Source organism: Rubellimicrobium sp. CFH 75288 (assembly GCF_009904055.1).
Lineage (GTDB): Bacteria > Pseudomonadota > Alphaproteobacteria > Rhodobacterales > Rhodobacteraceae > Rubellimicrobium.
Window position 1 is genome coordinate 61,017 of the sequence record NZ_WYDP01000017.1, and the last position, 26,175, is coordinate 87,191.

Sequence of the window (26,175 nt, forward strand, 5' to 3'; positions counted from 1 at the left end):
ATGACGGAAACCCTGCCGCTCGCCGAGCGGCTCTGCGTCATCTGCAACGAGGGATCGGGGCGCAACAGCCGCGAGGCGGAGGCGGTCGAGGCGGCCATGGCCGTGCTGGGCCCGCGCGCGGTGCTCTGGCGCGTGCGCGGCGCCGAGATCGCGCGGGCGGCCCATGCGGCCGTCCGGCAGGGCTTCGGCGGCGTGGTGGCGGCCGGCGGCGACGGCACGGTGATGGCGGTGGCCGATGCGGTGGCCGGATCGGGGCGGCGCTTCGGCGTCGTGCCGCTCGGCACCTTCAACTTCTTCGCCCGCGGCCACGGCATTCCCGAGGACCCGGCCGAGGCGGCGGCGCTGATCCTGCGGGGCCGCACGCGCGCGGTCGCCGTGGGGGAGGTCAACGGCAAGCCCTTTCTCAACAACGCGAGCCTGGGGGTCTATCCGGCGATCCTGCGCCAGCGCGAAGGCATCTACCGGCGCTGGGGCCGGCGGCGGCTGGCGGCGCACTGGGCCTCGGTGCGGACCTTTCTGCGCTTCCAGCGGCCGCTCTATCTCACGATCCTGGCCGACGGGGAGGAGCGGCGCGTGCGCACGCCGCTGCTCTTTGCCGCGCGCTCGGCCTATCAGCTCGAGACCTTCGGGCTGGCGGGAACGGACTGCGTCGAGAAGGGGCGCTTTGCCATCTTCGTCGCGCCCGATGCGGGGCCTGCGGGCATGGTCCACAAGGCCTGGCGGCTGGTGCGGCGGACCATGCGCGAGGGGCGGGACTTCGATCTGATCTGCGCGGCCGAGGCGACGATCCTGACGCGGTCGCGCCATCTGACGGTGGCCTGCGACGGCGAGAAGTTCCGCCTGCGCACGCCGCTGCGGCTGCGGGTAAGGCCGGCGGCGCTCGAGGTCTTCGTGCCCGACGAGGCCGAGGAGGCCCGGCCGGAGGGCGCGGCGGCATGAGGCGCGTGCTGCACCTGTCGGACCTGCATTTCGGCCGCACGCGGCCCGACCTGTTCGAGCCGCTGCTCGCCCTGGCCGAGCGGCTGAAGCCCGACCTCGTGGCCGTGTCCGGCGATCTGACGCAGCGCGCGCGGCGCGGGCAGTTCGTGCAGGCGCGCGCCTTCCTGGACCGGCTGCCCGCGCCGTGGCTGGCCGTGCCGGGCAACCACGACATCTCGCTCGACAACGTGCTGGTGCGGCTTCTGGACCCGTGGGGCCGCTACCGCGGGCTCATCCACGAGGACCTGTCGCCGCGCTGGGAAGACGAGGCGCTGGCGGTGGTGGGCCTCAACACCGTCAACCGCTATGCGCACCAGTCGGGGCGGATCGGCCGACGGCAGCTGCGCACGATCGCCGCCGCGGCCGCCGACGATCCGGCCCGGCCCCTCGTCGTGGTCATGCACCATCCGCCCGAGCATCCCGCGGGCTCGCGCAAGAGACCCATGCGCCATGCAGGCCGCGGCGTCGAGGCACTGCGGCGGGCGGGCGCGGACATCGTGCTCTCGGGGCATCTGCACAACGCCCATGTGGCGCCCCTGTCGGCCGCTCCGGGCATCCTGCTCGTGCAGGCCGGCACGGGCCTGTCCACGCGCCTGCGGGCGGAGCCCAACACGATCAACTGCCTGGAGATCGGGCCCGGCGACGTGCGCGTGGACCGCTGGGCGGCCTTCGACCGCCCCGACTGGGAGGTGGTGGAGAGCGCGCGCTTCGTGCGCGACATCACCCGCCCGGACGCGCCCTGGGCGACGGCCGCGCATGAGGGCGGCGCGATCAGAGCACGTAGCGGCTGAGATCGGCGCGCCGCGCAAGTTCGCCCAGGTGCCGCTCGACGAAGGGCGCATCCACCGTCACCGTCTCGCCGCTGCGGTCGGGTGCGGAAAAGCTCAGCTCCTCGAACACGCGCTCCATGACGGTATGGAGCCGCCGTGCCCCGATGTTCTCGACCGCGCGGTTCACCTCGGCGGCGATGCGCGCAAGGGCGGCGACGCCGTCCGGCGTGAAGTCCACGCGCACGCCCTCGGTCTGGAGCAGGGCCGAATATTGCCGCGTGAGCGCATTGTCGGTCTCGGTCAGGATGCGCACGAAATCGGCCTCGGTCAGGGCGCGCAGCTCCACCCGGATCGGCAGGCGGCCCTGCAGTTCGGGCAGGAGGTCCGACGGCTTGGCCACGTGAAAGGCGCCCGAGGCGATGAACAGGATGTGGTCGGTCTTGACGGGTCCGTGCCGGGTCGAGACGGTGGTGCCCTCGATCAGGGGCAGCAGGTCGCGCTGGACGCCTTCGCGGCTGACATCGGCGCTGCGCGTCTCGGCGCGCGCCGCGACCTTGTCGATCTCGTCCAGAAAGACGATGCCGTTCTGCTCCACCGCTTCCACGGCGGCGCGGGCCACCGCCTCGTCCTCGATGAGCTTGTCGGCCTCCTCGGCCAGAAGGACGTCGTAGCTCTCGGCCACGGTCATGCGCCGGCGGCGGGTGCGGCGGAAGGCGCGGCCGAAGAGGTCGCCGAGCGAGGCCATGGCGATGCCCTGGCTGCCCGGCAGGTCGAGGCCGGGCGGCAGGCCGAGCGAGGGGCCTGCCTCCTGGACGTCGAGCTCGATCACCGTCTCGTCCAGTTCCCCCGCCCGCAGCCGCCGGCGGAAGCTCTCGCGCGTGCCGGGACGCGAATCGGGACCGGCCAGCGCGTCGATCACCCGTTCCTCGGCCTGCTGCTGGGCGCGGGCGCGCACCTCCTCGCGCATGCGCTCGCGCGTCTGGACGATGGCGGCATCCACGAGATCGCGCACGATGCTCTCGACGTCGCGGCCGACATAGCCCACTTCGGTGAACTTGGTGGCCTCCACCTTGAGAAAGGGCGCCCGCGCGAGCCGGGCCAGGCGGCGGGAAATCTCGGTCTTGCCCACGCCTGTCGGGCCGATCATCAGGATGTTCTTGGGCGACACCTCGGCTGCGAGATCGGGCGGCAGCTGGCGCCGCCGCCAGCGGTTGCGCAGGGCCACGGCGACGGCGCGCTTGGCCTCCTGCTGGCCCACGATGAAGCGGTCGAGTTCGGAGACGATCTCGCGAGGGGTGAGGTCGGTCATGGCGCTCCTTTCGGTTCCGCGCCCATCTAGGAGCGGCAGGGGGGCCCCTCAAGCCGGGATCAGCCGGCCGGCGGCAGGCGACGGAGGGGCAGAAGGGGGGCGAGTGCCCGCAGAAGCCGTGCGCGCAGCCGCTCCCAGCCGGCGCCGAGCGCCAGGAGTGCGGCGCCGAGCGCCAGAACGGTGAGCGAGGCCGCCCCGCCTCCGAACACCGCGCCGGCCAGGGCCACGGCATGGGCCACGCCCGCGACCAGGAACGACCGGCGGTCGATCACCACCGCCACCAGCGCGATCAGCGCCAGGAAGAGCCCGAGCAGGGCATGGGCCGCGGCCGTCCCCTCGGCCAGAAGGGTCAGGGCGATCGTGTTCACCAGGGCCGGCGCGGCAACAAGATGGAGCCAGAAGGCCTGGGCGGAGCGGCGGGTGACGCGGTAGGGATCGGAAAGATCGAAGGCCATGGCGGCGGCAAAGACGGCAAGGCCGAGGACCAGCGTGACGGCCGCAAAGGGACCCTGGCCCGACAGCACGAACAGCTCGCCGATCCCCTCGGGGCTGCCCGCGGCGCTGGCCGCTCCGACCAGCGCCGTGGCAAAGAGGCCCAGCGCCCCGAGGGCGAGCGCGAAGGGCACGCGGAAGCGCAGCCAGAACAGTCCGATGCTCGCGGTGGCCAGGCCGAGCGGCGCAAGCAGGCTGGTCCAGTCGCCGGCGGCCACCATGACCGGGTGCGACAGCGCCGCGGTCCAGCCCCAGAGCGCGTTGGCGCCCCAGATCGCCGACAGCGCGATGGCCGGAAAGACCATCCGGCGGCGACGGACGAAATACTCGGCGAGCGCCCAGACCAGGGTCCCTCCGGCCGCCGCCACGAGGAGCGAGCGTCCGACGAGGCCGCCGAAGCCGGGGCTGACTGCCGCGCCGGCGATCCAGAGCGCCGCAAGCCCGGTCCAGCCCGCCACCAGGATGGCCAGCCCCGTGACCACGAAGACCTCGTTGAAGCCCCGGAACAGCTCGAAGGGTTCGTCATCGGGCGACAGGCCCTCGCGCGCGCCGCGCCGGCTGTCGGCGAGCGCCACGAGACGCGCGGCCTGCGCCTCCGACAGGACGCCCGCCGCCACCGCCGCCCGAAGGTCCTCGCGCGACAGCAGCGCGGGGAGGGGAGGCGGGGCGCTCATCCGGGAAGGGTTTCGACCGTGAGATGCGTGTTGGTATAGACGCAGATCTCGGCCGCGATCGCCATGGCGCGGCGGGCGATCGCCTCGGCCTCGAGATCGGTGTCCATCAGCGCGCGCGCGGCCGCGAGCGCGTACTGGCCGCCCGATCCGATGGCGGCCACCCCGCCCTCGGGCTCGAGCACGTCGCCCGCCCCGGTCACCACGAGAAGATCGCGGCCGTCCGTGACGATCAGCATGGCCTCGAGCTTCTGGAGGATGCGGTCCGTGCGCCAGTCCTTGGCCAGTTCCACGGCGGCGCGCCCGAGCTGGCCGGGGCTCGCCTCGAGCTTCTGTTCGAGCCGCTCCAGGAGCGCGAAGGCATCGGCGGTGGACCCGGCAAAGCCTGCCACGACCGGATGGCCGCCCGGCTCGAGCCGCCGGACCTTGCGCGCGGTGGCCTTGATGACGGTCTGGCCGAGCGACACCTGCCCGTCCCCGGCGACGACCACCCGCCCGCCCTTGCGCACGGCGAGGATGGTGGTTCCGTGCCAGCCGGGGAAGGCGTCGGGCGGGGACCCGGACGCCATCACAGGGCGGAGTCGATCCAGGCCTGCAGCGACGCCTTGGGCGCGGCGCCGACCTTGTTGGAGACGACTTCGCCGTTCTTGAACAGGAACAGCGCCGGGATGCCGCGGACGCCCAAACGGCCCGGCGTCTCGGGATTCTCGTCCACGTTGACCTTGGCGATCCTCAGACGGTCGCCGTACTGCTCGCTCAGTTCCTCGAGCGCGGGGCCGATCATCCGGCAGGGCCCGCACCATTCGGCCCAGAAATCCACCACCACGGGGACGGGAGAGTGGATGACGTCGCGCTCGAAGGTGGCGTCGGAAACGGCGATCGTGGCCATGGCGGCTCCTTTCGGTGATCGGGGGACGAACCTATGGGCCCCCACCGGGAGCGTCAAGGAGCCGGCCCCCAGGCCGCCGCCGCGCGGGCGAGGGCAGCCTCGAGCAGTCCGGGGGGCAACCGCATCAGGCGGGCCGTGCGCGTCCACAGGATCGCGCCCTCCACCGGGCGGCCCGGGCAGGCCGCCGCGGCCATGGCCCGATAGGCCGCGACCTGGCGCAGGAGACCCTCGGGCACGTCCCCGGCCCGTTCGGGAACAAGGCGGTTGGTCTTGAAATCCACGACCAGGAGTCCCTCGCCGTCGGGCAGGAGGCAGTCCACCTGTCCCTCGAGGCGCCCCAGGCCCGGCAGATCGGCGGCCAGGGCGACCTCGGCCAGGGCCTCGCACCCCCAGAGGCGGGCCAGATCGGGTGCAGCGATCAGCGCCTGGGCCTCGGCCAGCAGGTCCGGCAGGTCGCCGGCCAGCGCGGCCTCCTCCGTGGCCTCCATGAGCCGCAGGACGGCGTCGGGGGATGCGCGCGGAAGATGTTCGAGCGCGAGATGGATGAGCCGGCCGCGCGCCAGCGCCGCGCCGCGCGCCGTGCCGTCTCCCTCCTCGTCGGGCAGGGTCTTGGGACCCCCGAGGTCGGACGGGCTGCGCGGCTCCCGGCGGGGGGGCGGCGGGGCGAGGGGGCCGGGATCGGCCGGACCTTCCGGGCCGGGCTCCGGAGCGGCCCCCTCCTCCTCGAGGGCGGGCAGCGCCGCCCAGTCATCCAGACCGTGGCGCAGGCCCTTGCCTTCGGGATGGCCGAAATCGCATTCCGCGGATCCGAGCGCGAGAAGGCCGCGGCGCACCTCCGCATGCCAGCTGTCGGGGCCGCACTCCCCGGCGGCGCAGACCACGAGCCAGGATTCGGCGCGCGTCATGGCGACATAGAGCAGGCGCCGCCGCTCGCGCCGTTCGGCCGCCATCAGCGCGTCGCGGCGCTCGCGCAGGCAGCGCGGCATGGCGTCCACCGTCGGGGGCCAGACGGCGTCGCCCTCCCCCAGGGTGAAGAGCGGGCCGGGTCCCCTGATCTCTCGGCTGGCACAGTCGGGCAGCACCACGACCGGGGCCTCGAGCCCCTTGGCCCCGTGCACGGTCATGACGCGGATGCGGTCTCCGGCGGCGTCCATCTGCCGCTTGACCTCCGCCTCGTCGCAGGCGCGCCATTCGAGAAAGCCCGTGAGCGACGGCACCGACTGGGCCTCGTAGGCCATGGCCTGGGCCAGAAAGGCATCCAGGGCATCCTCGGCCTCCGGGCCGAGCCGCGCCAGCAGGCGCAGACGGCCTCCATGGCGCAGCAGCAGCCGCTGGGCCAGTTCGTAGGGCCGCAGGAAATCGGTCTGCGCGCGCAGGTCGCGCAGGATCGTGCGGGCTTCGCTCTCGCCTGCCGCATCCAGCGCCTCCCAGAGGCTGCAGTTCGCCGGGCGTCCATGCGCCAGGCGGAACAGGTCGTCCTCGCTCCAGCCGAAGAGGGGCGAACGCAGCGCGGCGGCGAGCGACAGGTCGTCCTGGGGCAGCGACAGCACGCGCAGCACCGCCTCCACGTCGCGGACCGCGAGTTCGCCGCGCAGAGCGATCCGGTCCGCTCCCGCCACGGCCAGTCCGCGCCGCTTGAGTTCGCGGTTGAGTGCGGCGAACAGGGTGTCGCGCCGCTGGACCAGGATCATCACGTCGCCCGGACGGATGCGGCGGCGGTGCCAGCGGCCCTCGCGCTCGACGGGCAGCCACTCCTCCGCGATCATCCGCTCGACCGCCGCCGCCACGCGGCGGGCCAGTTCCAGGTGGGGATGGGGCGGTTCCGTGCCGTGGCCCGGCCCGATCCAGTCCTCGTCCTCCGGCGGGACCTCGGCCTTCGGGATCGCGGGCCAGAGGTCCACCCGGCCCGGCATCGTGTCGCGAAAGGCGCGGTGCTGCGGCGCGGCGGAGCCGAGGCCGTCGTGATCCGCGCCAAAGGTGGCGTCCACGGCCTCGAGGATGGGAGGGGCGGAGCGGAAGGAATGCTCGAGTTCGCAGGCGAAGAGCGCCCGGCCCGCGCGCGCGAGGCTGTCGCCGAAGCGGCGCTGCCAGCGGTCGAAGCCTTCGGCATCGGCGCCCTGGAAGGAGAAGATCGACTGCTTGCGGTCGCCCACGACGAACAGGGTGCGCGGGCGGTCCGGGCGCGCACCGGCCCCGGCCGACATCTCCTCGGCCAGCCGCTCGATGACCGCCCACTGGGCGGGCGAGGTGTCCTGCGCCTCGTCCACGAGGATGTGGTCGAGTCCGCCGTCCAGACGCCACAGCACCCAAGCGGACACGGACGGGTCCGACAGGAGGGCATGGGCCCGCGTGATGAGGTCGTCGAAGTCGAGCGCGCCGCGCGCGCGCTTGAGCGCGTCGTAGCGGGCGAGAAAGGCCCGCGCGAAGGCATGGAGATCGCGGTTGCGCGCATGTGCCGCCAGGCAGAGCCGCAATTCGCGCCGCGCCGCGACGTCGCGCATGAGCGCCTCGAGCCGCTTCATGAGGGCCGGCGCGCGGTCCCTCAGCGCCTTTGTGGGAAAGTCGGTCCGCGGAGCGAAGGGGGTCTTGCCGCTCTTGAACAGAAGGACGCCCTCGAGCGCGGCGAGGCTGTCGGGGGTGAAGGGATCGTGGGCGCAGACGGACCGGAGCACCTGCGCCGCTGCCTGGTCCTTGGCCCCCCCCTCGGCGCAGAGCGCGGCGAGATCGCGCAGCAACTGGCGCCGCTCGACCGTCTCGATGCAGCCGAGAAGCGCCGCCTCCGAATCGTCGGGGCCGAGCCCGAGCAGGGCCGCCAGGGCCGCCTCCCCGCGCGCGGGCAGAAAGGCCTGCCGCCTCTCGATGATGGCGGCCAGAAGCGCGTCGAAGGCCGATGGCGGCATGTGGCGTGCGACCCGGTCGAGAAGGGGAGCCTCCTGCCCGTCGGCGGCCATCGCCTCGGCCGCGTCCTGCCGGAGCCGCGCGGCCTCCTGGTCGCCCAGTTCCCGGAAGGTCGGGGGCACTCCCGCCTCGAAGGGGAACCGCCGCAGGAGCGAGGCGCAGAAGGCGTGGATCGTCTGGATCTTGAGACCGCCGGGCGTCTCGAGGGCCTGGGCGAACAGCCGGCGCGCCTGGGGCAGATCGAGCGGCTCGAGCCCCTCCGTCAGCCCGAGGTCGCGCAGGTCCGCCAGAAGCGCGTCCTCCGCCCGGAGGGCCCAGCCGCCCAGGCGGCGGAACAGGCGGGTCTGCATCTCGGCCGCGGCGGCCTTGGTGAAGGTGAGGCAGAGGATGTTGGCCGGGTCGGTCCCCGCCAGAAGGAGCCGCGCCACCCGATCCGTCAGCACCCGCGTCTTGCCCGAGCCCGCATTGGCCGACAGCCAGGTGGACCGGTGCGGGTCCGCCGCCTCGTGCTGGCGCCGGGCGGCCGGGTGGGGAAGCGGCGCGGCGGAGGGAAAGCCGGGGCGGGGGGCATTCATGGGCGGCGGGTCCGGTCGGTCGGCAGGCGGGCGGCGTCGCGGCCCAGCCTAGCGGGGGGCGGCGTCGGGTGCGAGTCCCGGGCTCAGCCCACCGGCTGGGGCCGGGCGGGCAGGCTGCCGTCCCATTCGCCGAACCGGGCGAGATGGTCGTAATCGCGCCCGTCGCGGGCCTTGACGCGCAGGCGCGAGGCATAGCCCCTCTCCGGGTCCGCCCAGGCCTCGACCAGGCGCACGAGATCGGCCCAGGCCGCCTCGGGCGGGCACTGGGCCAGGGGGGCCGCGACCCTCTGGGTCCTGTGCCCGAGGCCCAGGAACTGCGCGCCGGCCACCGCGCGCGGGCCCAGGGCCGCAAAGGCCCCGCGTGCGGCCAGGGCGGCGGTAAGGAGAAGCTGACGGCGGTCGCGCAGCTGGTCGGCGGCGCTGGGCACCTCGCCGGTCTTGTAATCGAACAGGTAGAGCCGTCCCTCGGCATCGACGTCGATCCGGTCGGCGCGAGCGACCACCGTGACGCTCTGTCCGCGGGCGGACACCACGATCTCGCCGGTGACTTCCAGCAGGTGCGGCGCGGCGCTGGCGCGGCGCTGGCGCTCCTCCTCGAGAAAGGCCGGCGCGGCACGGGCCAGCGCCGCCAGCCAGAGCCGCCGGGCCGCGGGCCAGGGACATTCCGCCTCGAGGGCCTCGGCCGCCCGGGCGAGGAGCGCCGCGGCGGCCACCCTGTCGCAGGGGGGAAGGGGTTCGGCCACAAAGCGTTCGAGCGCCCGGTGCAGCACCTGTCCCCGCAGGGCCCCGTCGGGGGCGGCGCGGAGCGGATCGAGCGGGCGCAGGCGCAGCACCTCGCTGGCATAGACGGCGTAGGGATCGCTCAGGAGCCGTTCGATGGCGGTCACCGACAGCCGCGAGGGCCGCGCCGCGAGGGGCGGGCAGGGGCAGGGCCGCTCGGCTGGCGGTTCGGCCGCCGACGGCAGGCCGATGCGTTCGGCGCGCCGCAGCCAGATCCGGCCGCGGGCCCGCATGGCGTCCGCCGCCTCGGGGCCGTGCTGGGCCGTCAGCCCCTCCACCAGGTTGAGCAGGCGCACCAGCCAGCGCGAGGGCACGAGAGGTGCCTCGTCCGAACGCCGCCGGCAGAGCAGCCAGACCTCCGGAGCGGAGGCGGCGATCGTGAAGTCGAGCGCGGCCGAGCCGATCCGCCGCTCGGGCAGCGGCAGGCCGACCTGTTCGCGCATGCGGCGGTTGAGCCAGGGATCGGAGGGCAGCGCTGCCGGCCAGCTTCCATCCTCCAGACCCGCGAGGATCAGCCGGTCGGCCCCGCCGGCGCGGGCTTCGCGCGGACCCCAGATCAGGATGCGCGGGTCGCCCCGGTCGGGGTCGCGGACCGCCGCCTCGTCGAGGATGCCGTCGAACAGCAGCGCGTAGTCGAAGGCGTCCATGACGCCGCCCGCATCCGCCTGCAGGCGCAGCGTCTCGCACAGGCGCCGGGCCTCGCGGCCGGCCGCCTCGGCCCAGAGCGGCAAGTCGTCGGCCTCCCGCGGGTCCGGCCCGGCGGCGACCAGATCCGCCAGGGCGAGATGGCGCGACAGATGGGCGGCGAGGGGGCGCGGGCCCGGATCGTCGGCCCGGTCCAGGATCGCGGCCACCCAGCCGGCCCAGCCCGGCAGGCCCGGATCCTCCTCCGCCCCCGCCTGTCCGAAGGTCTCGAGCGCCTCGCGGTCGGGAAAGGCCGGACCCCGCCGGCGGAGCCGCAACTCGAGCGCCTGCGCCCGCGCGAGATGGCGCGGCCGCCCCGCGCCGGCATGACAGAGCGGATGCTTGAGAAGGGCAAGCAGGTCCTCGCCGGTCGCGCGGGCAGTGCGCAGGCGCGCGACCTGCCGCAGCAGGCGGCCCGGCGGGGACAGGCCCAGCGGCTCGCCGGCGCTGTCGTCGGGGCGGATGTCCCATCGGGCGAGCGCGGCGGTAACGGCCCGGGCGAGGCCGCGATCGGGCGTCACCAGGGCGGCCCGCAGGCCGCGCGCGGCCGCGTCCCGCAGGCCCAGCGCCGCCGCTTCGGCGGCCAGCCGGGGCAGCGGCGCCTCCAGCAGGGTGAGGCCGGCCGTCGCCTCCCGCAGGTCGCCCAGCGATGGCCCCTCGGCGATCCACTGGTCGGTGACCGGCGGAGGGCGCAGGGCGAGCGACAGGAGGCGCTCGCGCGGGGAGGGCGCATCCGCCGCGGCGCTCCAGGGCCGCACCGCCCCGGCCTCGACGCCGAGCCGCCGCAGCAGGCAGGCGAAGCGATGCTGCGGGTGATCCTCGTTGGCGAGCGGGTCGGTCAGCGCCTCCCACAGGGTCGGCGGCAGACCCTCGTCGAATCCGTGCAGCAGCACCGCCCCCTGCGGCAGACGCGCCACCGCCTCCATCAGGCGCAAGGTCGCCTCTCGTTCGCCATCCGCGCCGGCCAGCAGCACCGGGTCCTGCGGCGGCGTCCCGGCCCAGGCGGCGGTCAGGCGCTCGACCACGGCGCGGATGCGCCCCTCGCCGTCGGGCGCGCCTTCCTCGCCGAACCAGGGCTCGAGGATGCGCAGGAAGCGCAGCGCGCGCTCCCAGTGGCCGGACAGTTCGCCGACATCGATGCCCGAGAGGGCGGAGGGCGGCACCCCCTCGCCCTGCATCTCCTCCATCAGGTCGGCGAGACTGTCGGCGAGTTCGTAGATCCGCGCCCGCGGCGCCAGGTCGGTCTCGCGCTCGAGCAGGGCGGCGACCAGCTGTGCCAGTTCCAGCCGGCGGCGCAGCGCCGGCACGGGCGGGGGAAGGCCCGCCCCGGCGGGATCGAGCGCGATGTCCGACACGAGGCGCAGCCGCGGCAGGATGCGCGCGCCGCCGGCCGAGAGCGCCTCGCGCAGGCGGCGCAGCAGGCGGCTCGTGGGCACATAGACCGTGATCCTACCCCAGGCTTCCGCGGGCGCTCCGACGAGGCGCGCGGCCAGACCCGCCGCCACCGCCTCCGGCAGGTCGCGGCCGGGGGCGAGCCGGAACAGACGCGGGCCCGGCTCCGGGAAGAGGACGGGGGCGCCGCCGCGTTCAGGCGACATCGGCCGGATCTCCTTCGCGGCGCAGCAGGGTCTCGGCCGCCTCCAGCCCCTCGGGACGGCCGACGTCGCACCATTCCCCCGCATGGACCAGTCCGAACACGCCTCCCCGCCCGAGCGCGGCATCCCACAGCCTGTTGAGGGAGAAGGCGGCCTCGGGGATCCGGTCGAGCCCCTCGGGCCGGACGATCTGGGCACCGGTATAGACGAACCCGCCGCCCCGGACGAGCCGGCCGTCCGCGCCGATGGCGAAATCCCCCGATCCCCGGTGCGCCCGCGCGCGCGACAGCGGCACGAGCAGGAGCAGCGCCTCCATGCCGGGCCGCCAGGCCGCGGCCAGGCGGCGCAGGGGATTGGGCCCCGTCCAGACCGCGTCGCTGTTGAGCGTCCAGACCGGGCCGGGTCCGAGCAGGGGCCGCGCGGCGCGAAGACCCCCGCCCGTCTCGAGCAGGGTCGCCGTCTCGTCCGCGATCCGCACCGCGCGGCCCTCCAGATGCGCGCGGATCTGGTCGGCATGGTGGTGGACGTTGACCACGACCGGATCGGCGCCCGCCGCCTCGGCCACGGCCAGCGCCCGGTCGAGCAGCGTCCGGCCGGCGACGGTCAGGAGCGGCTTGGGTCGGTTGGCCGTCAGCGCCCCCATCCGGGTGCCGAGCCCGGCGGCAAAGATCATGGCGGCACGCGGTGCGGTCACGGCGCGAGCCCCGTCCGCTCGGGCGGCGCCACGAGGCCGCGCAGCATCGGCGCGAGCCCCGCCAGGGCGGGATGGGCGAGATCGTCCTCCACATGGCGCCAGACGCGCGGCAGCAGCACCGCGTAACCCGGCCGCCCCGACCGGATCAGGCGCGCAAACACCCCGAGGATGCGTAGGTTGCGCGCGAGCCCGAGCGCGGCGCCCGCCGCCTCGACGCGCTCGCGCGGCTGGCCCGTCGCCGCCGCGAAGCGGGCGGTCATCGCGCTGCGCAGCGCGGCCTCCGTGTCGCGGCGCGCATCCCGCAGCAGCGAGGCGAGGTCGTATTCGGGCGGGGCCAGCACCGCATCCTGGAAGTCGAGAAGCCCGAGACGCCCGGTCCCTTGCGCCGCCTCGCGCCAGACGAGGTTCTCGGCATGGAAGTCCCGGAGCGACAGGACCAGCCGGCCGGGGGCCAGCCGCGCCAGCGCCTCCTGCAGTGCCGTGCCGAAGCGGCGGGCGCCGTCCGCGTCCGCGCCGGGCGTGTAGTGCTGCCAGAGCGGCTCGAGCATGGCGACAAGACGGGCCGGCGACAGGGTGTCGAGCCCCTCGGGCGGCGGCGCGGCGCCGAGCCGCACGAGCAGGTCCACGGCGGCCGCGTAGAGGTGCGGCGCCTCCTCGGGGCGGCGGGCCAGACGGGCGGCCAGCGTCTCGGTCCCGAGGTCCTCGACCAGCAGCAGACCGTCGGCCGGACCCGTGCCCCGCTGCAGAAGGCGGGGAGCGACAAGGCCCAGCCCGCGCAGATGGGCGGCGATACGCAGGAACGGCCCGCAGGAGGCGGGTTCGCGGCGGGCGTCCATCAGGATGGCCGTGCGGCCGTCGGGCGCCACCAGCCGCTCGTAGCGCCGCGCCGAGGCATCGCCGGCCAGCGCCTCCCGCCTCCAGCCCGCAGCCGGTCCCGCCGCCAGAAAGGCGGCCACCGGGTCGGGGGGAAGGCGGACCGGCTCAGTCATCCTGTCCGACCGCCGTGGCGAGCAGAGGCGCCAGCCGGTCTCCCCAGGCCGCGGGGCCCCACAGCCGGGCCTTGCGACCCTCCCCGGCCGGCTCCAGCGCGATCCGCAGCGCTTCGGGCGGGGCGAGGGGGCCCAGCCGGTCGGGCCATTCGATCAGGCAGAGCGCCCGCCCCATCGCCTCGTCGAGACCCAGCTCCAGCGCCTCCGCGGGGCCCGAGAGACGGTAGAGGTCGGCATGCCAGATCCCGTCGTCCCGGCCATAGGTCTGCACGAGGGTGAAGGTGGGCGAGGGCACCTCGGCCAGGGGATCGGACAGCCTTGCGCGGATCACCGCCCGTGCGAGGGCCGACTTGCCCGCGCCGAGGGGGCCTTCGAGCAGGACCGTGTCCCCCGGCCGCAGCCCCGGCGCGAGAGCCCGTGCGAGGCGCTCGGTCGCGGTGGGGTCCGGAAGGAGAAGGGCGGCCTGCCACATGGGGCGCAGACTAGAGGCCCCGCGGGCGAAGGGCCAGAGCCGCGGCCGGGCGGGTCAGCCCGTCGCCCCGCTTGCGCGCGCCTCCTCCTCCCGGGCGAGGCGGAGCATGAGGGCGGCGAAGTCCGGGTCCTCTCCGCGCAGCAGCAGGGGCAGCCGGGTGCGGAAGTCCTCGCGCGCGCACCATTCCCGCATGAAATCCTCCCAGGACAGCCAGCGCCGGCGCTGGCGGGGCGACATGGGCTCCTCGTGGAGGAGCAGGTAGGCCCGTTCGAACAGGGCGATCAGGATCTCGAACAGGGCAAAGACGCGGTCCTGCTGGTCCGGGTCGAGATCCGGCGTCGCCTCGCGCGAGCGCAGCTTGAGCTCGGGATGGGCGATGACGAGCTTGAGGAACTCGGTATAGCGCGAGGCGAGAAGCTCGTGGACCTCCTCCTCGTCGGTTTCGCGCCGCTTGCGCTGCTCGTAGGCGAAGATGAAGATGGCGAAGGGCAGGCCCAGGATCGTGACCACATAAGTCAGGGCCTCGAGGATCGTCAGAATGGACACGGGCGGGGTTCTCCGTCCTGCGGAGGCGCGCGGCGGCCCCCGGACCCTCCTTGTAGGGGTGCGCGCGTCTCGGCGGAACAGGGGGCCCCGTCCGGGGCGGCCTCAGCGCAGGCAGGTGCAGCGGCCGGGATCGGGGCAGCGGCAGGGCGGAGGGGCGGCGGCGGCTCGCGGGCGGGCGGAGCCGCGGGAGCGGCGGCGTCCGGTCGCCGCGGCCGGCGGATCGACAGGCCGGGCGGGGAGGGCCTGCGCGAACCGGACCAGCGTTCCGCCCCCCGGCAGCGGCAGAAGGATCGCGCGCAGCGGCCCCTGACCGGCGGGGGCGAGGACGACTTCCTGCCGCACCGGCCTGCCGCGAAGCGCCTGGTCGAGCGCCGGGACCTCCGATCCGTCCGCCCAGCGGGCGGCTTCGGCCGGCAGGTCGCGCGGGCCGGGTCCGCCGGGTCCCCAGAGCGTCCGGTAGGCCGCGTTGACAAGGAGCAGCGTGCCGTCCGCCCCGAACACGGCCAGCGCCTCGTCGAGCGCATCGAGGGCGAGATGGGCCGTGTCGAGTTCCCCCCGGGCGCGCCGGGCGAACGCCACCTCGTCGCTGATATCCTCGAACAGGAAGGCCAGCGCGCCGTCGGGATGCGGGCGGCCCGTCACGCGCCAGACCCGCTCGCCCGGCAGGTTCCAGGTCTCGCAATAGGCGTCGCGGGAGGCCTGGGCCTCCAGCGCCGCAAGCGCGCTGCGCCACGAGCCGTAACGGCGCGGCTCCGGCAGCAGGCCCGCGTCGCGGAGCCGGTCGAGAACGGCGCCGATCGGCGGCCGCGTGCTCAGGAAGGCGGGGGGCAGTCCCGTCAGGTCCACCAGCGCCGGGTTGAACAGGATCAGCCGCCGGGCGCGGTCGAACACGGCCAGTCCCGTGGGCAGGTGGGCAAAGGTCTTGCCGAGGGTCGCGACGAACTGGCGCCGGGTCTCCTCGGCGCGGCGCACCTCGGTGACGTCCTGCGCAACGTGAAGGAGCCGCCCGCCCCGGCGCCGGGTGGTGACGTCGAAGACGGAAGGAGCCTCCAGTCCGGGCAGGGCGAGGGTCAGCCGCCGCTGGCGCATCTCGCCGTCGTCCAGATCCTCGGGCGGCGGCCAGAGCGGCTGGGCCGGCCAGCAGCTGCCCCGTCCCTCCGGCCGGACCAGATCGTGCAGCGCGAGGCAGGCCCGGTTGGCCCAGACGAGGCTGCCATCCGCCTCCTCGATCCAGATCGGGCCGGGATGATCCTCGGCCAGCGCGCCCAGAAGGTCCGGCTCCTCCGGGCGGGGTCCGGTCCCCTGCCCCTCGAGCCGGAGCGTGAGGCGCAGGGTCCCGGGCCAGGGGGACGGGGCGCCGCCCTCCCCCTCAGGGCCGGGGGCGCCGGCCGGCGGATCGCGGGGGCACCGGGGCCCGAGGCGGGCCAGGAGGCGATGGAGGTCGGGTTCCCCGCCCGGTCCCCCCAGCAGCGCGCGCGGCCGGCGTCGCGTCCACGAGGCTTGTCCCCTCGAAGAGCAGAACCGCCTCGTCCGGGCCATCCTCCGCCCGCGGACGGCGTGCGGACCGCACGGGCGCCAGACCCCGCACGATCAGCCCCGCCGAGCCCAGAGCAAAGAGCCCGGCCGCCAAGACCCCCAGAAGATCGCCCAAGACCCGTCTCCCCGTTCCGGGGCCAGACTGGCAGGAAATGGTTAAGAGGAGGTTAATCCGCCCGCGGCCGGATCGGGGCGGCCGGGGGCTGTGGCGCCGGGGTCACGCTCCGGCGCATCGGGAGCCGCCAGCGCCGACAGCGGCCAGGCTACCAGCGCCACGGCCCCGCCCCGGGCGCCGTTGGCGAAGGTGATCCGCGCGCCCGTCCGCTCCAAGAGCGTCTTGGCGATGAAGAGCCCCAGACCCATGCCTTCGTAGCCGGGGCGGCTCTCGCGCTCGCGCGCGGCGCGGCGGGTGGCGAGCGGATCGCCGATGCGGTCCAGAAGCCCGGGCGGAAAGCCCGGCCCGTCATCGGCGATCCGCACGACGACGCGGCCGCCCGACCAGTCGAGGCGGATCTCCACCCGTTCGCGCGAGAAGTCCACGGCATTCTGCACGAGGCTGCGCAGGCCGTGGACGATCTCGGGCCGGCGCGGGATCGCGGGCTGACGGCCCTCGGGCACCCGCAGATCCACCGTCCGGCCGCGGGCCAGATGGGGTTCGGCGGCCTCCTCCACCACGGCCTGCAGGGGCGCCCGGTCGAGATAGGGGTCGCGCGCCGCCGTCCGGCCCATGGCGCGCAGGATGTCGCGGCAGCGGTCGGCCTGCTCTCGCAGGAGCCGCGCATCCTCGGCCAGATGGGCCAGATCGGGCCGCTGTTCCAGCTCGTCGAGCATCTCGGAGGTGACGAGCTTGATGGTGGCCAGGGGCGTGCCCATCTCGTGGGCGGCCGCCGCCACCACCCCGTCGAGGTCGGACAGCCGCTGCGCGCGGGCGAGCGCCATCTGCGTGGCCGTCAGCGCCTCGGCCATCGCCGCACGCTCGGCCATGACCCGGCGGGCATACAGGGCCAGAAAGCCCGTGCCGATGGCGAGGGCCAGCCAGAAGCCCCAGAGCAGCAGGACCGGTGGTGCCAAGGGACCCGAGGGTCCGCGCAGGGGCACGTTCCACAGGCCGATCGCGGAGACGACCAGGACCGTGAGGAGCCCCAGCCCGAGCGCGTGCCGGCCGCTCAGCGTGGTGGCGGCGATCGTCACCGGGGCGAGGATCAGGACGGCAAAGGGATTGGCAAGCCCCCCCGTCAGGGCCAGAAGCAGGCCGAGCTGGACGATGTCGAAGGCAAACAGCGCCGCCGCCTCGCCCTGGGCAAGGCGGCGCGTGCGCGGGGCGGTCAGGCCCGCCACCAGGTTGACGAGAACCGACAGCCCGATGACGGCCGAGACCGGGCCCACCGGGATCGCGAGGTCGAGTCCCTCCGTCGCCACCAGCACGGCGCCGCTCTGCCCCGCGATCGCGACCCAGCGCAGCAGCGTGAGCGTGCGCAGCGTGACGCCACCCGGCTCGGTCGGCGCGAGGTCTGGCGGGACGTGCGGCATGGAGGCTCCTGCGTCGGACGGCCCATCTGGCGCGCCCGCGGGCGCCGGCCCGTCCCCGGGCCTTGCGGCGGCGGGCCGCATTGATATGGCGGCCGCAGGCGGCGCATCAATCGCGCCGCCCAATGCCGGGGAGTGCCACGTGATGCGCCGCCAGCCGCTCGTCATCCTGTCCGCCGCCGCCCTCCTGCTGGGGCTGGGCGCCGTGGCGAGCCTGCCCTCGGTCCTGTCGGGCTGGCGGGGGGGCGATGCGGCGCTCGCCGCCTGCCGGGGAGGCGTGACGGGGGGCGATATCGGCGGGCCCTTCACGCTGGTGGACGGGCAGGGGCGCACCGTCACGGAGGCGGACGTGTTCACGGAGCCGACGATCCTCTATTTCGGCTACACCTTCTGCCCCGATGTCTGCCCGCTCGACATGGCGCGCAACGGCGAGGCTGCCCGCATCCTCGAATCGCGCGGCATCCCGGCACGGCCCGTCTTCGTGTCGGTCGATCCGGCCCGCGACACGCCCGACTGGGCCGCCGAATGGGCGCTGAACTTCCACGACGACGCGGTGGGGCTGAGCGGCAGCCCCGAGCAGGTGGACGCCGCCAAGCGCGCCTGGCGCGTCTATGCCCAGGCCCAGCCGGCCGAGGACGGCTTCTATCTCGTGGACCATTCCACCTTCAGCTACCTGGTCCTGCCGGAGGTGGGATTCGTCGATTTCGTGCGGCGGGAGGAGAGCCCCGAGGCGGTGGCCGACCGTCTCCAGTGCTTCGTGGAGGCTGCGGCCTGACGCCGCAGGGGGCGCCCGGATTGAAACCGTCCGGGTCGCGCCTATCCTAGGGGCATGATCCCGCAAGCCCCGTTCCCGGCGGCCGATGCGCCGCCCCTGCCAGCGATCGGACCGGACCCGTCGCTCCTTCTCGTGGACGACGACGAGGCCTTCCTCAAGCGCCTCGCGCGCGCGATGGAGCGGCGCGGCTTCCGGGTGGAGACGGCCGGCTCCGTGGCCGCCGCGCGCGAGGCGATCGCGGCCCATCCCCCCGCCTATGCCGTGGTGGACCTGCGCCTGTCGGACGGCAACGGCCTCGACGTGGTCGAGCGCCTGCGCGAGCGGCGCCCCGACAGCCGGGTGATCGTGCTGACGGGCTATGGCGCTATCGCCACGGCCGTGGCGGCCGTCAAGATCGGAGCGACCGACTATCTCGCCAAGCCGGCCGATGCCGAGGAGGTCACGCGCGCCCTTCTGGCCGAGGAGGGCGCGCTGCCCGAGCCCCCCGAGAAGCCCATGAGCGCCGACCGCGTCCGGTGGGAGCACATCCAGCGCGTGTTCGAACTGTGCGACCGCAACGTGTCGGAAACCGCGCGGCGGCTGGGAATGCACCGCCGCACGCTCCAGCGCATCCTCGCCAAGCGTTCCCCCCGCTGAGCCTGTTTCACGTGAAACAGGCCGCCTCCAGCGCGCGGTGGCGGGCGATGAAGGCCGCGCGCGCGGCCGTGGGGGGCAGGGGAGCGAGCGGGCCTGAGGGCAGCGCGCCCTCGGCCGGGCGGCCGAACAGGCGGTCGGCCTCACCCAGCGAGAACCCCGCAAGCGCCGTCGCCTCGGCCCAGGCCGCGGCGCGGTCGGCGCGCTTGATCGACCGCTTGACCGCCACGGGCAGGCGGGCGGGCAGGCCGAAGCGCAGATGCACGGCCTCCATCAGGCGGGCCTCGAGGGCGGCATAGCCCTCGCCCAGCACGCCCTTCACGGGCGAGATCATGTCCCCGATCACGTATTCCGGCGCGTCGTGGAGCAGCGCAGCCAGCCGCCAGCGCGGCTCCGTGCCGGGTTCGAGGCGGCCGAAGATGTCCTCCACGAGGAGCGCGTGCTCGGCCACCGAATAGGGCCATTCGCCCCGCGTCTGCCCGTTCCAGCGCGCCACGAAGGCGAGCCCGTGGGCGATGTCCTCCAGCTCGACATCGAGGGGGGACGGATCGAGCAGGTCGAGCCGGCGGCCCGACAGCATCCGCTGCCAGGCCCGCGGCCGGTCTGCGCGCGTCCTCCCCGTCATGCGTCCGCTCCCCCGTCGCGGCGCCGATCCTGCCGCGGGCAGGGGGCGGGCTCAAGCGGGCCTTCGGTGGACGGGCGGGGGCGGCGGTGCTATGGGCCGGGCGGGATCACCGAGGAGACAGCCCATGCCGCTCGACCGTCCGGATTTCGTGGTGCGCGACCCCGGCCTCGCCGCCTGGGGCCGGACGGAGATCGCCATCGCCGAGACGGAGATGCCCGGGCTGATGGCCCTGCGCGAGGAGTTCGGCGCCACCCGGCCGCTCGCGGGCGCGCGCATCGCAGGCTCGCTGCACATGACGATCCAGACGGCCGTGCTGATCGAGACCCTGACGGCCCTGGGCGCGGAGGTGCGCTGGGCCTCCTGCAACATCTTCTCCACCCAGGACCACGCCGCCGCCGCCATCGCCGAGGCGGGCGTGCCGGTCTTTGCCGTCAAGGGCGAGACGCTCGAGGAATACTGGGCCTATACGGACCGCATCTTCGCCTTCGGCGGGGACGGGGCCAACATGATCCTGGACGACGGGGGCGACGCGACGCTCTATGTGCTGCTCGGCGCCCGGGTCGAGGGTGGCGAGGGCGATCTCATCGCCCGCCCCGAGAGCGAGGAGGAGGAGGCGCTGTTTGCGCAGATCCGCCGCCGCATGGCCGAGACCCCGGGCTGGTTCACGCGCCAGCGCGACGCCATCCGCGGCGTGACCGAGGAGACGACCACCGGCGTCAAGCGCCTCTACGACCTGCATCGGCAGGGGCGGCTGCCCTTTCCGGCGATCAACGTCAACGACAGCGTCACCAAGTCCAAGTTCGACAACCGCTACGGCTGCAAGGAATCGCTGGTGGACGGCATCCGGCGGGCCACCGACACGATGATGGCGGGCAAGGTCGCCGTGGTCTGCGGCTATGGCGACGTGGGCAAGGGCTCGGCCGCCAGCCTGCGGGGCGCAGGCGCGCGCGTGAAGGTCACCGAGACGGACCCGATCTGCGCGCTGCAGGCCGCGATGGACGGCTACGAGGTCACGCTGCTCGAGGACGAGGTGGAGACGGCCGACATCTTCATCACCGCCACGGGCAACAGGGACGTCATCCGTCTCGAGCACATGCGGCGGATGAAGGACATGGCGATCGTCGGCAATATCGGGCACTTCGACAACGAGATCCAGGTCGCCGCGCTGCGCAACCACAAGTGGACGCGCGTCAAGGACCAGGTGGACCTGATCGAGATGCCCGGCGGCAACCGCATCATCCTGCTCTCGGAGGGGCGGCTTCTGAACCTCGGCAATGCGACGGGGCATCCGTCCTTCGTGATGAGCGCCTCCTTCACCAACCAGGTCCTTGCGCAGATCGAGCTGTGGACCCGCCCCGAGGCCTATCCGCCGGGCGTCTACATCCTGCCCAAGCATCTCGACGAAAAGGTCGCACGGCTTCACCTCGCCAAGGTCGGCGCGCGGCTCACCCCGCTCAGCCCCGAGCAGGCGGCCTATATCGGCGTGTCGCCCGAGGGGCCGTTCAAGCCCGACCATTACCGCTATTGAGGGCGCGGGGATGAGCCGGGCCTTCGGGGTTCTGGGCGTCGTCCTGATCCTCCTGGGCCTGCTCTGGGCGGCGCAGGGGGCGGGGTGGGTGCCATGGCCCACGCGCAGCCCGATGCTGGGCGACCGCGCCTGGATCGGCTGGGGCCTGGGGCTGGCCGTTCTGGGGGCCGCGCTCGCCCTGTGGAGCGGGCGGCGCTGATCTCAGGGCGCCAGGCCCCCCATCGCGCAGACGCGCTCCCATTCCTCCGGCCGCACCGGCTGGACCGACAGGCGCGAGTTCCTCACGAGAACCATCTCGGCCAGCGCCGGTTCGGCCTTGATGCTGCGCAGCGACACGGGCCGGGGCAGGGGGGCGAGGGCGCGCAGGCTCACGCAATCCCAGCCGCTGTCGGGCGGCGCGGTCGGGTCCGGTGCGGCGGGTGCGACGACCTCGACCAGGCCCACCACGGCCGGCTGGGCCCCCGAATGGTAGAAGAAGCCGCGGTCGCCCACCGTCATGGCGCGCATGTGGTTGCGCGCGGCATGGTTGCGCACCCCGTCCCACGGGCCGCCCGCATCGCCCAGCGCGACCTGATCGGCCCAGGAGAAGACATGCGGCTCGCTCTTGAACAGCCAGAAGGCCATGGTTTCCCCCTTCACTCCGTGCGCAAGGGCCGCTCGAGCAGCAGCCGCAGCGCCGTCTCGGCATCCAGGCGCCCCTCGACCAGCCCCGCCACGGCGGCCGTGACCGGCATCTCGATGCCGCAGCGCGCCGCGAGCGCCAGCGCCGCGCGCGCGGTCGCCGCCCCTTCCACGGTCACGTCCGGCGCAAAGCCCTCGCCGCGGCCCAGCGCAAGACCGAAGCGGAAGTTGCGCGACTCCTCCGAGGTGGCGGTGAGCACCAGATCCCCCAGCCCCGACAGGCCCATCAGCGTGGATTCCTGCGCCCCCAGATGCCGGGCGAGGCGGACGGTCTCGGCGAAGCCGCGGGCCAGCAGCGCCGCGCGGGCCGATTCGCCGAAGCCTGCGCCGATGCAGGCGCCGCAGGCGATCGCCACGACGTTCTTGAGCGCGCCCCCCAGCTCGGCCCCGGTCACGTCGGGGGTGCGGTAGAGCCGCAGCGTCGGCGTGGAGAGCAGCGCCTGCAGGCGTGCGCCCTCCGCCTCGTCCCGGCAGGCCAGGGTGAGGGCGGCGGGGCGGCCCCGGGCGATGTCGGCGGCAAAGGAGGGACCGGTGAGCAGGGCGGGGCGCGAACCGGGCAGCGCGGCGGCGATCAGGGCGCTGGGGCCTTCGCCTGTGGCCAGGTCGATGCCCTTGCAGCAGGCGACCGGCGCAGCGCCGGCCAGGACCGTTCGCTGCGCAGCGAGAAACTCGCGCAGCGCCTGGGCGGGCACGGCCAGAAGCACGGCCTCGGCCCCCCTGACGGCGCCGAGGTCCCCCGTCGGCTGCACCCGGTCGGGCAGGATCGCCCCGGGCAGGCGGGGCAGGCGCCTCTCCTGCCGGGCCCGCTCCATGAGAGGGGTTTCGCGACCCCAGAGGACGACGTCATGCTGCGCAGCAAGGGCAATGGCGAGGGCCGCGCCGAAGGCGCCGGAGCCGATCACCGCGACGCGGCTCATGCCTTGGCCCCCTTGCGCCCCGATCCGAGCATCGGCGCGGCGGCCTCGTCGAGCGGCCAGCGCGGCCGGGCGGTCAGGTCGGTGCCGGGCGCGAGTCCCGCACGGGCCCGCTCGATGGCGGCCCAGGCGATCATGGCGGCATTGTCGGTGCAGAGCGCAGGCGCGGGCGAGACGAGCGGCAGGCCCGCCCCGGCCGCCTCGGTCTCGAGCGCAGCGCGCAGGCGCCGGTTGGCGGCCACCCCCCCTGCCACCGCGAGGCCCGCGAGATCGGGACGGATCGTCCGGGCCTGCGCGATCGCGCGGCGCAGCTTGGCAGAAAGGATGTCGGCCACCGCCGCCTCGAACCCCGCGCAGAGGTCGCGCCGGTCGCTTTCGCGCAGGCCTCCCGCTTCGGCCACGAGCCGGTCGCGCCAGCGCAGGACGGCAGTCTTGAGCCCCGAAAAGGACAGCTCGAGCCCGTCGCGGTCCAGAAGCGGCCGGGGCAGGTCGAAGCGGGCCGGATCGCCGCCCTGCGCCGCCTCCTCTACCGCGGGCCCGCCCGGCTGGGGCAGGCCGAGAAGGCGCGCGACCTTGTCGAAGGCCTCGCCGGGCGCGTCGTCGATGGTCCCGCCGAGACGCCGGAAGGCGGCGGCGCCCTCCACGAGCAGGAGCTGGGCATGACCTCCCGAGACGAGCAGGACGAGATACGGAAAAGGCAGGTCGTCCGTCAGCCGCGGGGTGAGCGCATGGCCGGCCAGATGGTTGATGCCCCAGAGCGGCAGGCCCGTGGCTGCGGCCAGACCGCGCGCGGTCATGACCCCGGCCAGCAGCCCGCCCACGAGGCCGGGACCGCTGGTCACCGCGATCCCGTCGATCCGATCGAGCCCGAGCCCCGCACGGCTCAGGGCGGCCTCCACGCAATGGTCGAGCGCTTCGGCATGGGCGCGTGCGGCGATCTCGGGAACGACGCCGCCGAACGGGGCATGCAGCTGCGCCTGGCCGGCCACGACGGAGGAGAGGATCCGCGCGCCCGGGGGGCCTTCGCGCATCACCGCCGCGGCGCTGTCGTCGCAGCTCGACTCGATGCCGAGAAGGGTGAGGGGGGCTTGCCCGACCATGGCGCTCCGCCGCGAAGGCCCCGGGGCTTTTGCCCCGACGCGGGTCCGCCTAGCATCCGCCGCGCGGCCGGGGCAAGCGCCGCGGCCGGTCGGGACGGCGAGCGCGTGGAGGGCGGGACATGGACCGCAGCGAGTCGGACGGACCGGTCCTGCTGGTGACGCGCCCCGAGCCGGCCGCGCGCCGCTTCCTCGAGGCGCTGCGGGTCCTGCGGGGGGGACGGCTGCCCCGTGCCGTCCTGAGCCCGGCGCTGCGGATCCGGCCTCTGGAGGTCCGCCTGCCCCTCGTCCCGGCCGGGCTGATCCTCACCTCCGAGAACGGCGCCGCGCGGGTGCCGGACTTCGGTCTCGCGGGGCTGCCCGCCTGGTGCGTGGGTCCCCGGACGCGCGCGGTCGCGGAGCAGGCAGGCCTCGGCGCGCGCGAGGCGGGACCCGATGCGGAGGCCCTCGTCGCGGCGCTCGTGGCAGAGCGGCCGGCCGGTCCGCTGCTCCATCTGCGCGGCGAGCAGGCACGGGGCGACGTGGTGGCGCGGCTGCGCGAGGCGGGGCTCGCGGCCGAGGAGGCCGTGGTCTACCGGCAGGAGGCGCTCGCCCCCTCGGCAGAGGCGCGGGCGGTTCTCGAGGGGACGCGGCCGACCGTGCTGCCGCTCTTCTCGCCGCGCAGCGCGGCGGTGGTGGCGGGCTGGGGGAGCCGGGCCCCGCTCCACCTCGTCGCCATGAGCCCGGCCGTGGCGGAGGCCGCAGCCGGGCTGCCGCACCGGTCGCTGCGGCTCGCCGCCCGGCCCGACGGCGAGGCCATGCTGCGCGCCACCGCGCGGTGCGTGGCGTGGCTTGAGGGCATGGGGCGACCGGATTAGGTACTGCCGGACTCCCGGCCCGCTGCCGGGGCGGGCAGCGAGGGCGGACCATGGCGCGCAACACCCCACCGGACAGGGACCCGACCGGACCGGCCGGCGACACGCCCCGCGGTGCGGCGGAGCGGAAGGACGCGTCGGCCGGTCCTGCAGCCGGGACGGACGGGCCCGGGGCGCCTCCCTCCGCGGGGGACGGGCCGGGCGGAAAGCCCGCCGCGACCAGCGGGAAGCCCGCCCCGGCCGGACCTGCGCCCGGGATGCGGGCCGGAGAGCCATCCCCCCAGAGCGGCCCCGCGCCGGACCGGACGGCCCCGGACGGGGGGACGACCGTCCCGCCGGCCGGCTCCGCTGCGCCGGCCGGGCCGGCCGGAGAACCGCCCGCCGCGGACAGGGAGCGGCCGTCCCCGGCCTCGCCTGCCCCCTTGCCGCCGGCAGCGGATGCGCCGCGCCGAGGCCTCGGGGGCCTTCTCCTCGGGGGTGTGCTCGCGGCCCTGCTGGGCGGCGGGGCGCTCTGGCTGGGCCAGCAGGCCGGGCTCGTGCCCCAGCCGGGGCTGCGCACCCTCGAGCAGCGCCTCGGCGCGCTCGAATCCCGACCCCTGCCCGCCGATCCGGCCGGGGCGCTGGCGGACCTGTCCCGCACCCTTGAGGCTCAGGCGGCGCGGCTCGACGCCTTGGAGGCGCTGCCGGCCCCCGCCGCGCCCGACCTGAGCGGCCTCGAGGGCGCGCTTGCGGATCTGGAGGCCCGGACGGCTGCGCTCGAGGCGCAGGTCGCGGGGGAGGCGGAGACGGTGCAAACGCTCGGCTCCCGGCTCGACGCCCTCGAGGCCCTGCCCCGTCCCGCACCGGCAGCCCCCCGCGCCTTTGCGCCGCCGGCGAGCCCCCTGGAGAGCCTTGTTGCGGAGCTCGAGGCCGGGCAGGCCGATCTGGTCGCGCGGGTCGAAGACCTGGAGGCCGCGCGCGACGCCCTGGAGGAGGCCCGTGCGGCCATGGCCGAGTCGCTGGAGCGGCTGGAGGATGAAAGCGCCCGCGCGCTCGGGACCGCGGCGGACGCCCTGAGCCGTGCCGAGGCGGCCGAAGCGCGGGCCGAGGCGGTGGCGGCCGAGGCCGAGGCGGCCCGGAGCCGTGCCGAGGCGGCCGAGGCGGAAGCTGAAGCCCGCGCCGCGCTGGCCCGGATCGCCGCCGCGCTGGAGACGGGCGCGCCGCTCGCCCCCGCCCTCGAGGAGCTGCGGGAGAGCGGCGCGGCCCCCCCGCCGGCCTTCGAGGCTGCGGCCGAGACCGGCCTGCCCACCCTGGCGGCGCTGCGGGCGGACTTTCCGGCTGCGGCGCGGGCCGCGCTCGAGCGCGCGCGGGCCGAGGGGCTTCTGGATGCCGGCGGCGGCGCCGTCGCCTTCCTGCGCGGGCAGTTCGGCATCCGCTCCACGCTCCCGCGCGAGGGCGACGACCCGGACGCGATCCTGTCGCGGGCCGAAGCGGCCCTGGCCGCGAACCAGCTGGACGAGGCCCTGCGCGAGATCGCGGCCCTTCCGGACCCCGTGCGCGAGGCGCTGCGGCCCTGGCTCGACCGGGCGGAGGCGCGCGCGGCCGCCGAGGCGGCCCTGCGCGACGGGCTCGGCGCCGCGGCCGAGCGCACCATTCCCGCGGCTCCCTGACCCGAAAGGCCGGC

24 protein-coding genes are annotated in these 26,175 nt (G+C 75.1%); 8 read left to right on the forward strand and 16 right to left on the reverse strand.

Annotation, left to right across the window (positions count from 1 at the left end):
* Together GT358_RS13185 and GT358_RS13190 are read left to right on the forward strand one after the other, a co-directional pair.
* Nucleotides 1-939, forward strand: coding sequence for a diacylglycerol kinase family protein (locus GT358_RS13185; protein WP_166583094.1), 939 nt, complete (start codon nucleotides 1-3; stop codon nucleotides 937-939).
* Nucleotides 936-1,769: a metallophosphoesterase gene (locus tag GT358_RS13190; RefSeq protein ID WP_166583095.1), complete on the forward strand. Its 834-nt coding sequence runs from the start codon at nucleotides 936-938 to the stop codon at nucleotides 1,767-1,769. Before GT358_RS13185 ends, GT358_RS13190 begins: the two co-directional genes overlap by 4 nt.
* Here the strand turns inward: GT358_RS13190 and hslU are convergent.
* From hslU to GT358_RS13250, 12 genes are all read right to left on the reverse strand, one after another.
* Complete coding sequence (hslU, locus tag GT358_RS13195; protein ID WP_166583096.1) at nucleotides 1,750-3,057, reverse strand: ATP-dependent protease ATPase subunit HslU; 1,308 nt, start codon at nucleotides 3,055-3,057, stop codon at nucleotides 1,750-1,752. The two genes, GT358_RS13190 and hslU, sit on opposite strands and share 20 nt — an antisense overlap.
* A 59-nt stretch (nucleotides 3,058-3,116) precedes the next feature.
* On the reverse strand, nucleotides 3,117-4,223 hold the full coding sequence (locus GT358_RS13200; protein ID WP_166583097.1) for a hypothetical protein: 1,107 nt from the start codon (nucleotides 4,221-4,223) through the stop codon (nucleotides 3,117-3,119).
* Complete coding sequence (hslV, locus tag GT358_RS13205; protein ID WP_166583098.1) at nucleotides 4,220-4,789, reverse strand: ATP-dependent protease subunit HslV; 570 nt, start codon at nucleotides 4,787-4,789, stop codon at nucleotides 4,220-4,222. Before hslV ends, GT358_RS13200 begins: the two co-directional genes overlap by 4 nt.
* Complete coding sequence (gene trxA, locus GT358_RS13210) at nucleotides 4,789-5,109, reverse strand: thioredoxin (RefSeq protein ID WP_166583099.1); 321 nt, start codon at nucleotides 5,107-5,109, stop codon at nucleotides 4,789-4,791. The genes hslV and trxA overlap by 1 nt, the downstream gene beginning before the upstream one ends.
* A gap of 53 nt (nucleotides 5,110-5,162) precedes the next feature.
* Nucleotides 5,163-8,582 carry a double-strand break repair helicase AddA gene (gene addA, locus GT358_RS13215; RefSeq protein WP_166583100.1) on the reverse strand — a complete coding sequence of 1,140 codons (3,420 nt, stop codon included), beginning with the start codon at nucleotides 8,580-8,582 and terminating at the stop codon, nucleotides 5,163-5,165.
* An 83-nt stretch (nucleotides 8,583-8,665) separates the two neighbouring features.
* Complete coding sequence (gene addB / locus GT358_RS13220) at nucleotides 8,666-11,644, reverse strand: double-strand break repair protein AddB (protein ID WP_166583101.1); 2,979 nt, start codon at nucleotides 11,642-11,644, stop codon at nucleotides 8,666-8,668.
* Complete coding sequence (locus tag GT358_RS13225; protein ID WP_166583138.1) at nucleotides 11,634-12,314, reverse strand: nucleotidyltransferase family protein; 681 nt, start codon at nucleotides 12,312-12,314, stop codon at nucleotides 11,634-11,636. Before GT358_RS13225 ends, addB begins: the two co-directional genes overlap by 11 nt.
* Nucleotides 12,315-12,331: 17 nt before the next feature.
* The gene (locus GT358_RS13230) at nucleotides 12,332-13,324 is read right to left on the reverse strand and encodes an aminoglycoside phosphotransferase family protein (RefSeq protein ID WP_166583102.1); all 993 of its coding nucleotides are present in this window, start codon (nucleotides 13,322-13,324) and stop codon (nucleotides 12,332-12,334) included.
* Nucleotides 13,317-13,796 carry a tRNA (adenosine(37)-N6)-threonylcarbamoyltransferase complex ATPase subunit type 1 TsaE gene (tsaE, locus tag GT358_RS13235; RefSeq protein ID WP_166583103.1) on the reverse strand — a complete coding sequence of 160 codons (480 nt, stop codon included), beginning with the start codon at nucleotides 13,794-13,796 and terminating at the stop codon, nucleotides 13,317-13,319. Before tsaE ends, GT358_RS13230 begins: the two co-directional genes overlap by 8 nt.
* A 54-nt stretch (nucleotides 13,797-13,850) precedes the next feature.
* Nucleotides 13,851-14,342: a hypothetical protein gene (locus tag GT358_RS13240; protein ID WP_166583104.1), complete on the reverse strand. Its 492-nt coding sequence runs from the start codon at nucleotides 14,340-14,342 to the stop codon at nucleotides 13,851-13,853.
* Nucleotides 14,343-14,444: 102 nt separating this feature from the next.
* Nucleotides 14,445-15,881, reverse strand: a complete 1,437-nt coding sequence (locus tag GT358_RS13245; protein WP_166583105.1) for a PAS-domain containing protein — start codon at nucleotides 15,879-15,881, stop codon at nucleotides 14,445-14,447.
* 153 nt (nucleotides 15,882-16,034) lie between these two features.
* The gene (locus tag GT358_RS13250) at nucleotides 16,035-17,408 is read right to left on the reverse strand and encodes an ActS/PrrB/RegB family redox-sensitive histidine kinase (protein ID WP_166583106.1); all 1,374 of its coding nucleotides are present in this window, start codon (nucleotides 17,406-17,408) and stop codon (nucleotides 16,035-16,037) included.
* 142 nt (nucleotides 17,409-17,550) lie between these two features.
* Here GT358_RS13250 and GT358_RS13255 point away from each other — a divergent pair, with 142 nt between their 5' ends.
* Nucleotides 17,551-18,180 (forward strand): SCO family protein, encoded by a 630-nt coding sequence (locus tag GT358_RS13255; RefSeq protein WP_166583107.1) that lies wholly within the window; start codon nucleotides 17,551-17,553, stop codon nucleotides 18,178-18,180.
* Between the two features lie 54 nt (nucleotides 18,181-18,234).
* A complete protein-coding gene (locus GT358_RS13260; protein ID WP_166583108.1) occupies nucleotides 18,235-18,816 on the forward strand; it encodes an ActR/PrrA/RegA family redox response regulator transcription factor in 582 nt (193 codons plus the stop codon).
* A gap of 7 nt (nucleotides 18,817-18,823) precedes the next feature.
* Here GT358_RS13260 and GT358_RS13265 read toward each other — a convergent pair whose 3' ends face one another.
* Nucleotides 18,824-19,438, reverse strand: a complete 615-nt coding sequence (locus GT358_RS13265; RefSeq protein WP_166583109.1) for an HD family hydrolase — start codon at nucleotides 19,436-19,438, stop codon at nucleotides 18,824-18,826.
* Between the two features lie 124 nt (nucleotides 19,439-19,562).
* Between GT358_RS13265 and ahcY the strand changes: the two genes are divergently transcribed.
* Together ahcY and GT358_RS13275 are read left to right on the forward strand one after the other, a co-directional pair.
* A complete protein-coding gene (gene ahcY / locus GT358_RS13270) occupies nucleotides 19,563-20,966 on the forward strand; it encodes an adenosylhomocysteinase (protein ID WP_166583110.1) in 1,404 nt (467 codons plus the stop codon).
* Nucleotides 20,967-20,976: 10 nt separating this feature from the next.
* Nucleotides 20,977-21,165, forward strand: coding sequence for a hypothetical protein (locus GT358_RS13275; RefSeq protein WP_166583111.1), 189 nt, complete (start codon nucleotides 20,977-20,979; stop codon nucleotides 21,163-21,165).
* 2 nt (nucleotides 21,166-21,167) lie between these two features.
* On the opposite strand, the gene GT358_RS13280 is transcribed toward GT358_RS13275, so the two are convergent.
* Genes GT358_RS13280 through tsaD form a run of 3 tightly spaced genes read right to left on the reverse strand, consistent with a single transcriptional unit; the run spans nucleotide 21,168 to nucleotide 23,661 of the window.
* Entirely contained in the window at nucleotides 21,168-21,590 is a 423-nt protein-coding gene (locus tag GT358_RS13280; RefSeq protein ID WP_166583112.1) for an EVE domain-containing protein, read from the reverse strand.
* An 11-nt stretch (nucleotides 21,591-21,601) separates the two neighbouring features.
* A complete protein-coding gene (locus GT358_RS13285) occupies nucleotides 21,602-22,564 on the reverse strand; it encodes an NAD(P)H-dependent glycerol-3-phosphate dehydrogenase (protein ID WP_166583113.1) in 963 nt (320 codons plus the stop codon).
* The gene (gene tsaD, locus GT358_RS13290; protein ID WP_166583114.1) at nucleotides 22,561-23,661 is read right to left on the reverse strand and encodes a tRNA (adenosine(37)-N6)-threonylcarbamoyltransferase complex transferase subunit TsaD; all 1,101 of its coding nucleotides are present in this window, start codon (nucleotides 23,659-23,661) and stop codon (nucleotides 22,561-22,563) included. The genes GT358_RS13285 and tsaD overlap by 4 nt, the downstream gene beginning before the upstream one ends.
* Nucleotides 23,662-23,780: 119 nt before the next feature.
* Between tsaD and GT358_RS13295 the strand changes: the two genes are divergently transcribed.
* Nucleotides 23,781-24,515 (forward strand): uroporphyrinogen-III synthase, encoded by a 735-nt coding sequence (locus GT358_RS13295; protein ID WP_166583115.1) that lies wholly within the window; start codon nucleotides 23,781-23,783, stop codon nucleotides 24,513-24,515.
* A 476-nt stretch (nucleotides 24,516-24,991) separates the two neighbouring features.
* Nucleotides 24,992-26,161 carry a hypothetical protein gene (locus GT358_RS13300; protein ID WP_166583116.1) on the forward strand — a complete coding sequence of 390 codons (1,170 nt, stop codon included), beginning with the start codon at nucleotides 24,992-24,994 and terminating at the stop codon, nucleotides 26,159-26,161.
* The last annotated feature ends 14 nt before the right edge of the window (nucleotides 26,162-26,175 follow it).

Coding starts and splice junctions, on each gene's coding strand:
- GT358_RS13185 (WP_166583094.1), top strand. CDS start 1: ATGACGGAAACCCTGCCGCTCGCCGAGCGGCTCTGCGTCATCTGCAAC.
- GT358_RS13190 (WP_166583095.1), top strand. CDS start 936: ATGAGGCGCGTGCTGCACCTGTCGGACCTGCATTTCGGCCGCACGCGG.
- hslU (WP_166583096.1), bottom strand. CDS start 3,057: ATGACCGACCTCACCCCTCGCGAGATCGTCTCCGAACTCGACCGCTTC.
- GT358_RS13200 (WP_166583097.1), bottom strand. CDS start 4,223: ATGAGCGCCCCGCCTCCCCTCCCCGCGCTGCTGTCGCGCGAGGACCTT.
- hslV (WP_166583098.1), bottom strand. CDS start 4,789: ATGGCGTCCGGGTCCCCGCCCGACGCCTTCCCCGGCTGGCACGGAACC.
- trxA (WP_166583099.1), bottom strand. CDS start 5,109: ATGGCCACGATCGCCGTTTCCGACGCCACCTTCGAGCGCGACGTCATC.
- addA (WP_166583100.1), bottom strand. CDS start 8,582: ATGAATGCCCCCCGCCCCGGCTTTCCCTCCGCCGCGCCGCTTCCCCAC.
- addB (WP_166583101.1), bottom strand. CDS start 11,644: ATGTCGCCTGAACGCGGCGGCGCCCCCGTCCTCTTCCCGGAGCCGGGC.
- GT358_RS13225 (WP_166583138.1), bottom strand. CDS start 12,314: ATGATCTTTGCCGCCGGGCTCGGCACCCGGATGGGGGCGCTGACGGCC.
- GT358_RS13230 (WP_166583102.1), bottom strand. CDS start 13,324: ATGACTGAGCCGGTCCGCCTTCCCCCCGACCCGGTGGCCGCCTTTCTG.
- tsaE (WP_166583103.1), bottom strand. CDS start 13,796: ATGTGGCAGGCCGCCCTTCTCCTTCCGGACCCCACCGCGACCGAGCGC.
- GT358_RS13245 (WP_166583105.1), bottom strand. CDS start 15,881: ATGGCCCGGACGAGGCGGTTCTGCTCTTCGAGGGGACAAGCCTCGTGG.
- GT358_RS13250 (WP_166583106.1), bottom strand. CDS start 17,408: ATGCCGCACGTCCCGCCAGACCTCGCGCCGACCGAGCCGGGTGGCGTC.
- GT358_RS13255 (WP_166583107.1), top strand. CDS start 17,551: ATGCGCCGCCAGCCGCTCGTCATCCTGTCCGCCGCCGCCCTCCTGCTG.
- GT358_RS13260 (WP_166583108.1), top strand. CDS start 18,235: ATGATCCCGCAAGCCCCGTTCCCGGCGGCCGATGCGCCGCCCCTGCCA.
- GT358_RS13265 (WP_166583109.1), bottom strand. CDS start 19,438: ATGACGGGGAGGACGCGCGCAGACCGGCCGCGGGCCTGGCAGCGGATG.
- ahcY (WP_166583110.1), top strand. CDS start 19,563: ATGCCGCTCGACCGTCCGGATTTCGTGGTGCGCGACCCCGGCCTCGCC.
- GT358_RS13275 (WP_166583111.1), top strand. CDS start 20,977: ATGAGCCGGGCCTTCGGGGTTCTGGGCGTCGTCCTGATCCTCCTGGGC.
- GT358_RS13280 (WP_166583112.1), bottom strand. CDS start 21,590: ATGGCCTTCTGGCTGTTCAAGAGCGAGCCGCATGTCTTCTCCTGGGCC.
- GT358_RS13285 (WP_166583113.1), bottom strand. CDS start 22,564: ATGAGCCGCGTCGCGGTGATCGGCTCCGGCGCCTTCGGCGCGGCCCTC.
- tsaD (WP_166583114.1), bottom strand. CDS start 23,661: ATGGTCGGGCAAGCCCCCCTCACCCTTCTCGGCATCGAGTCGAGCTGC.
- GT358_RS13295 (WP_166583115.1), top strand. CDS start 23,781: ATGGACCGCAGCGAGTCGGACGGACCGGTCCTGCTGGTGACGCGCCCC.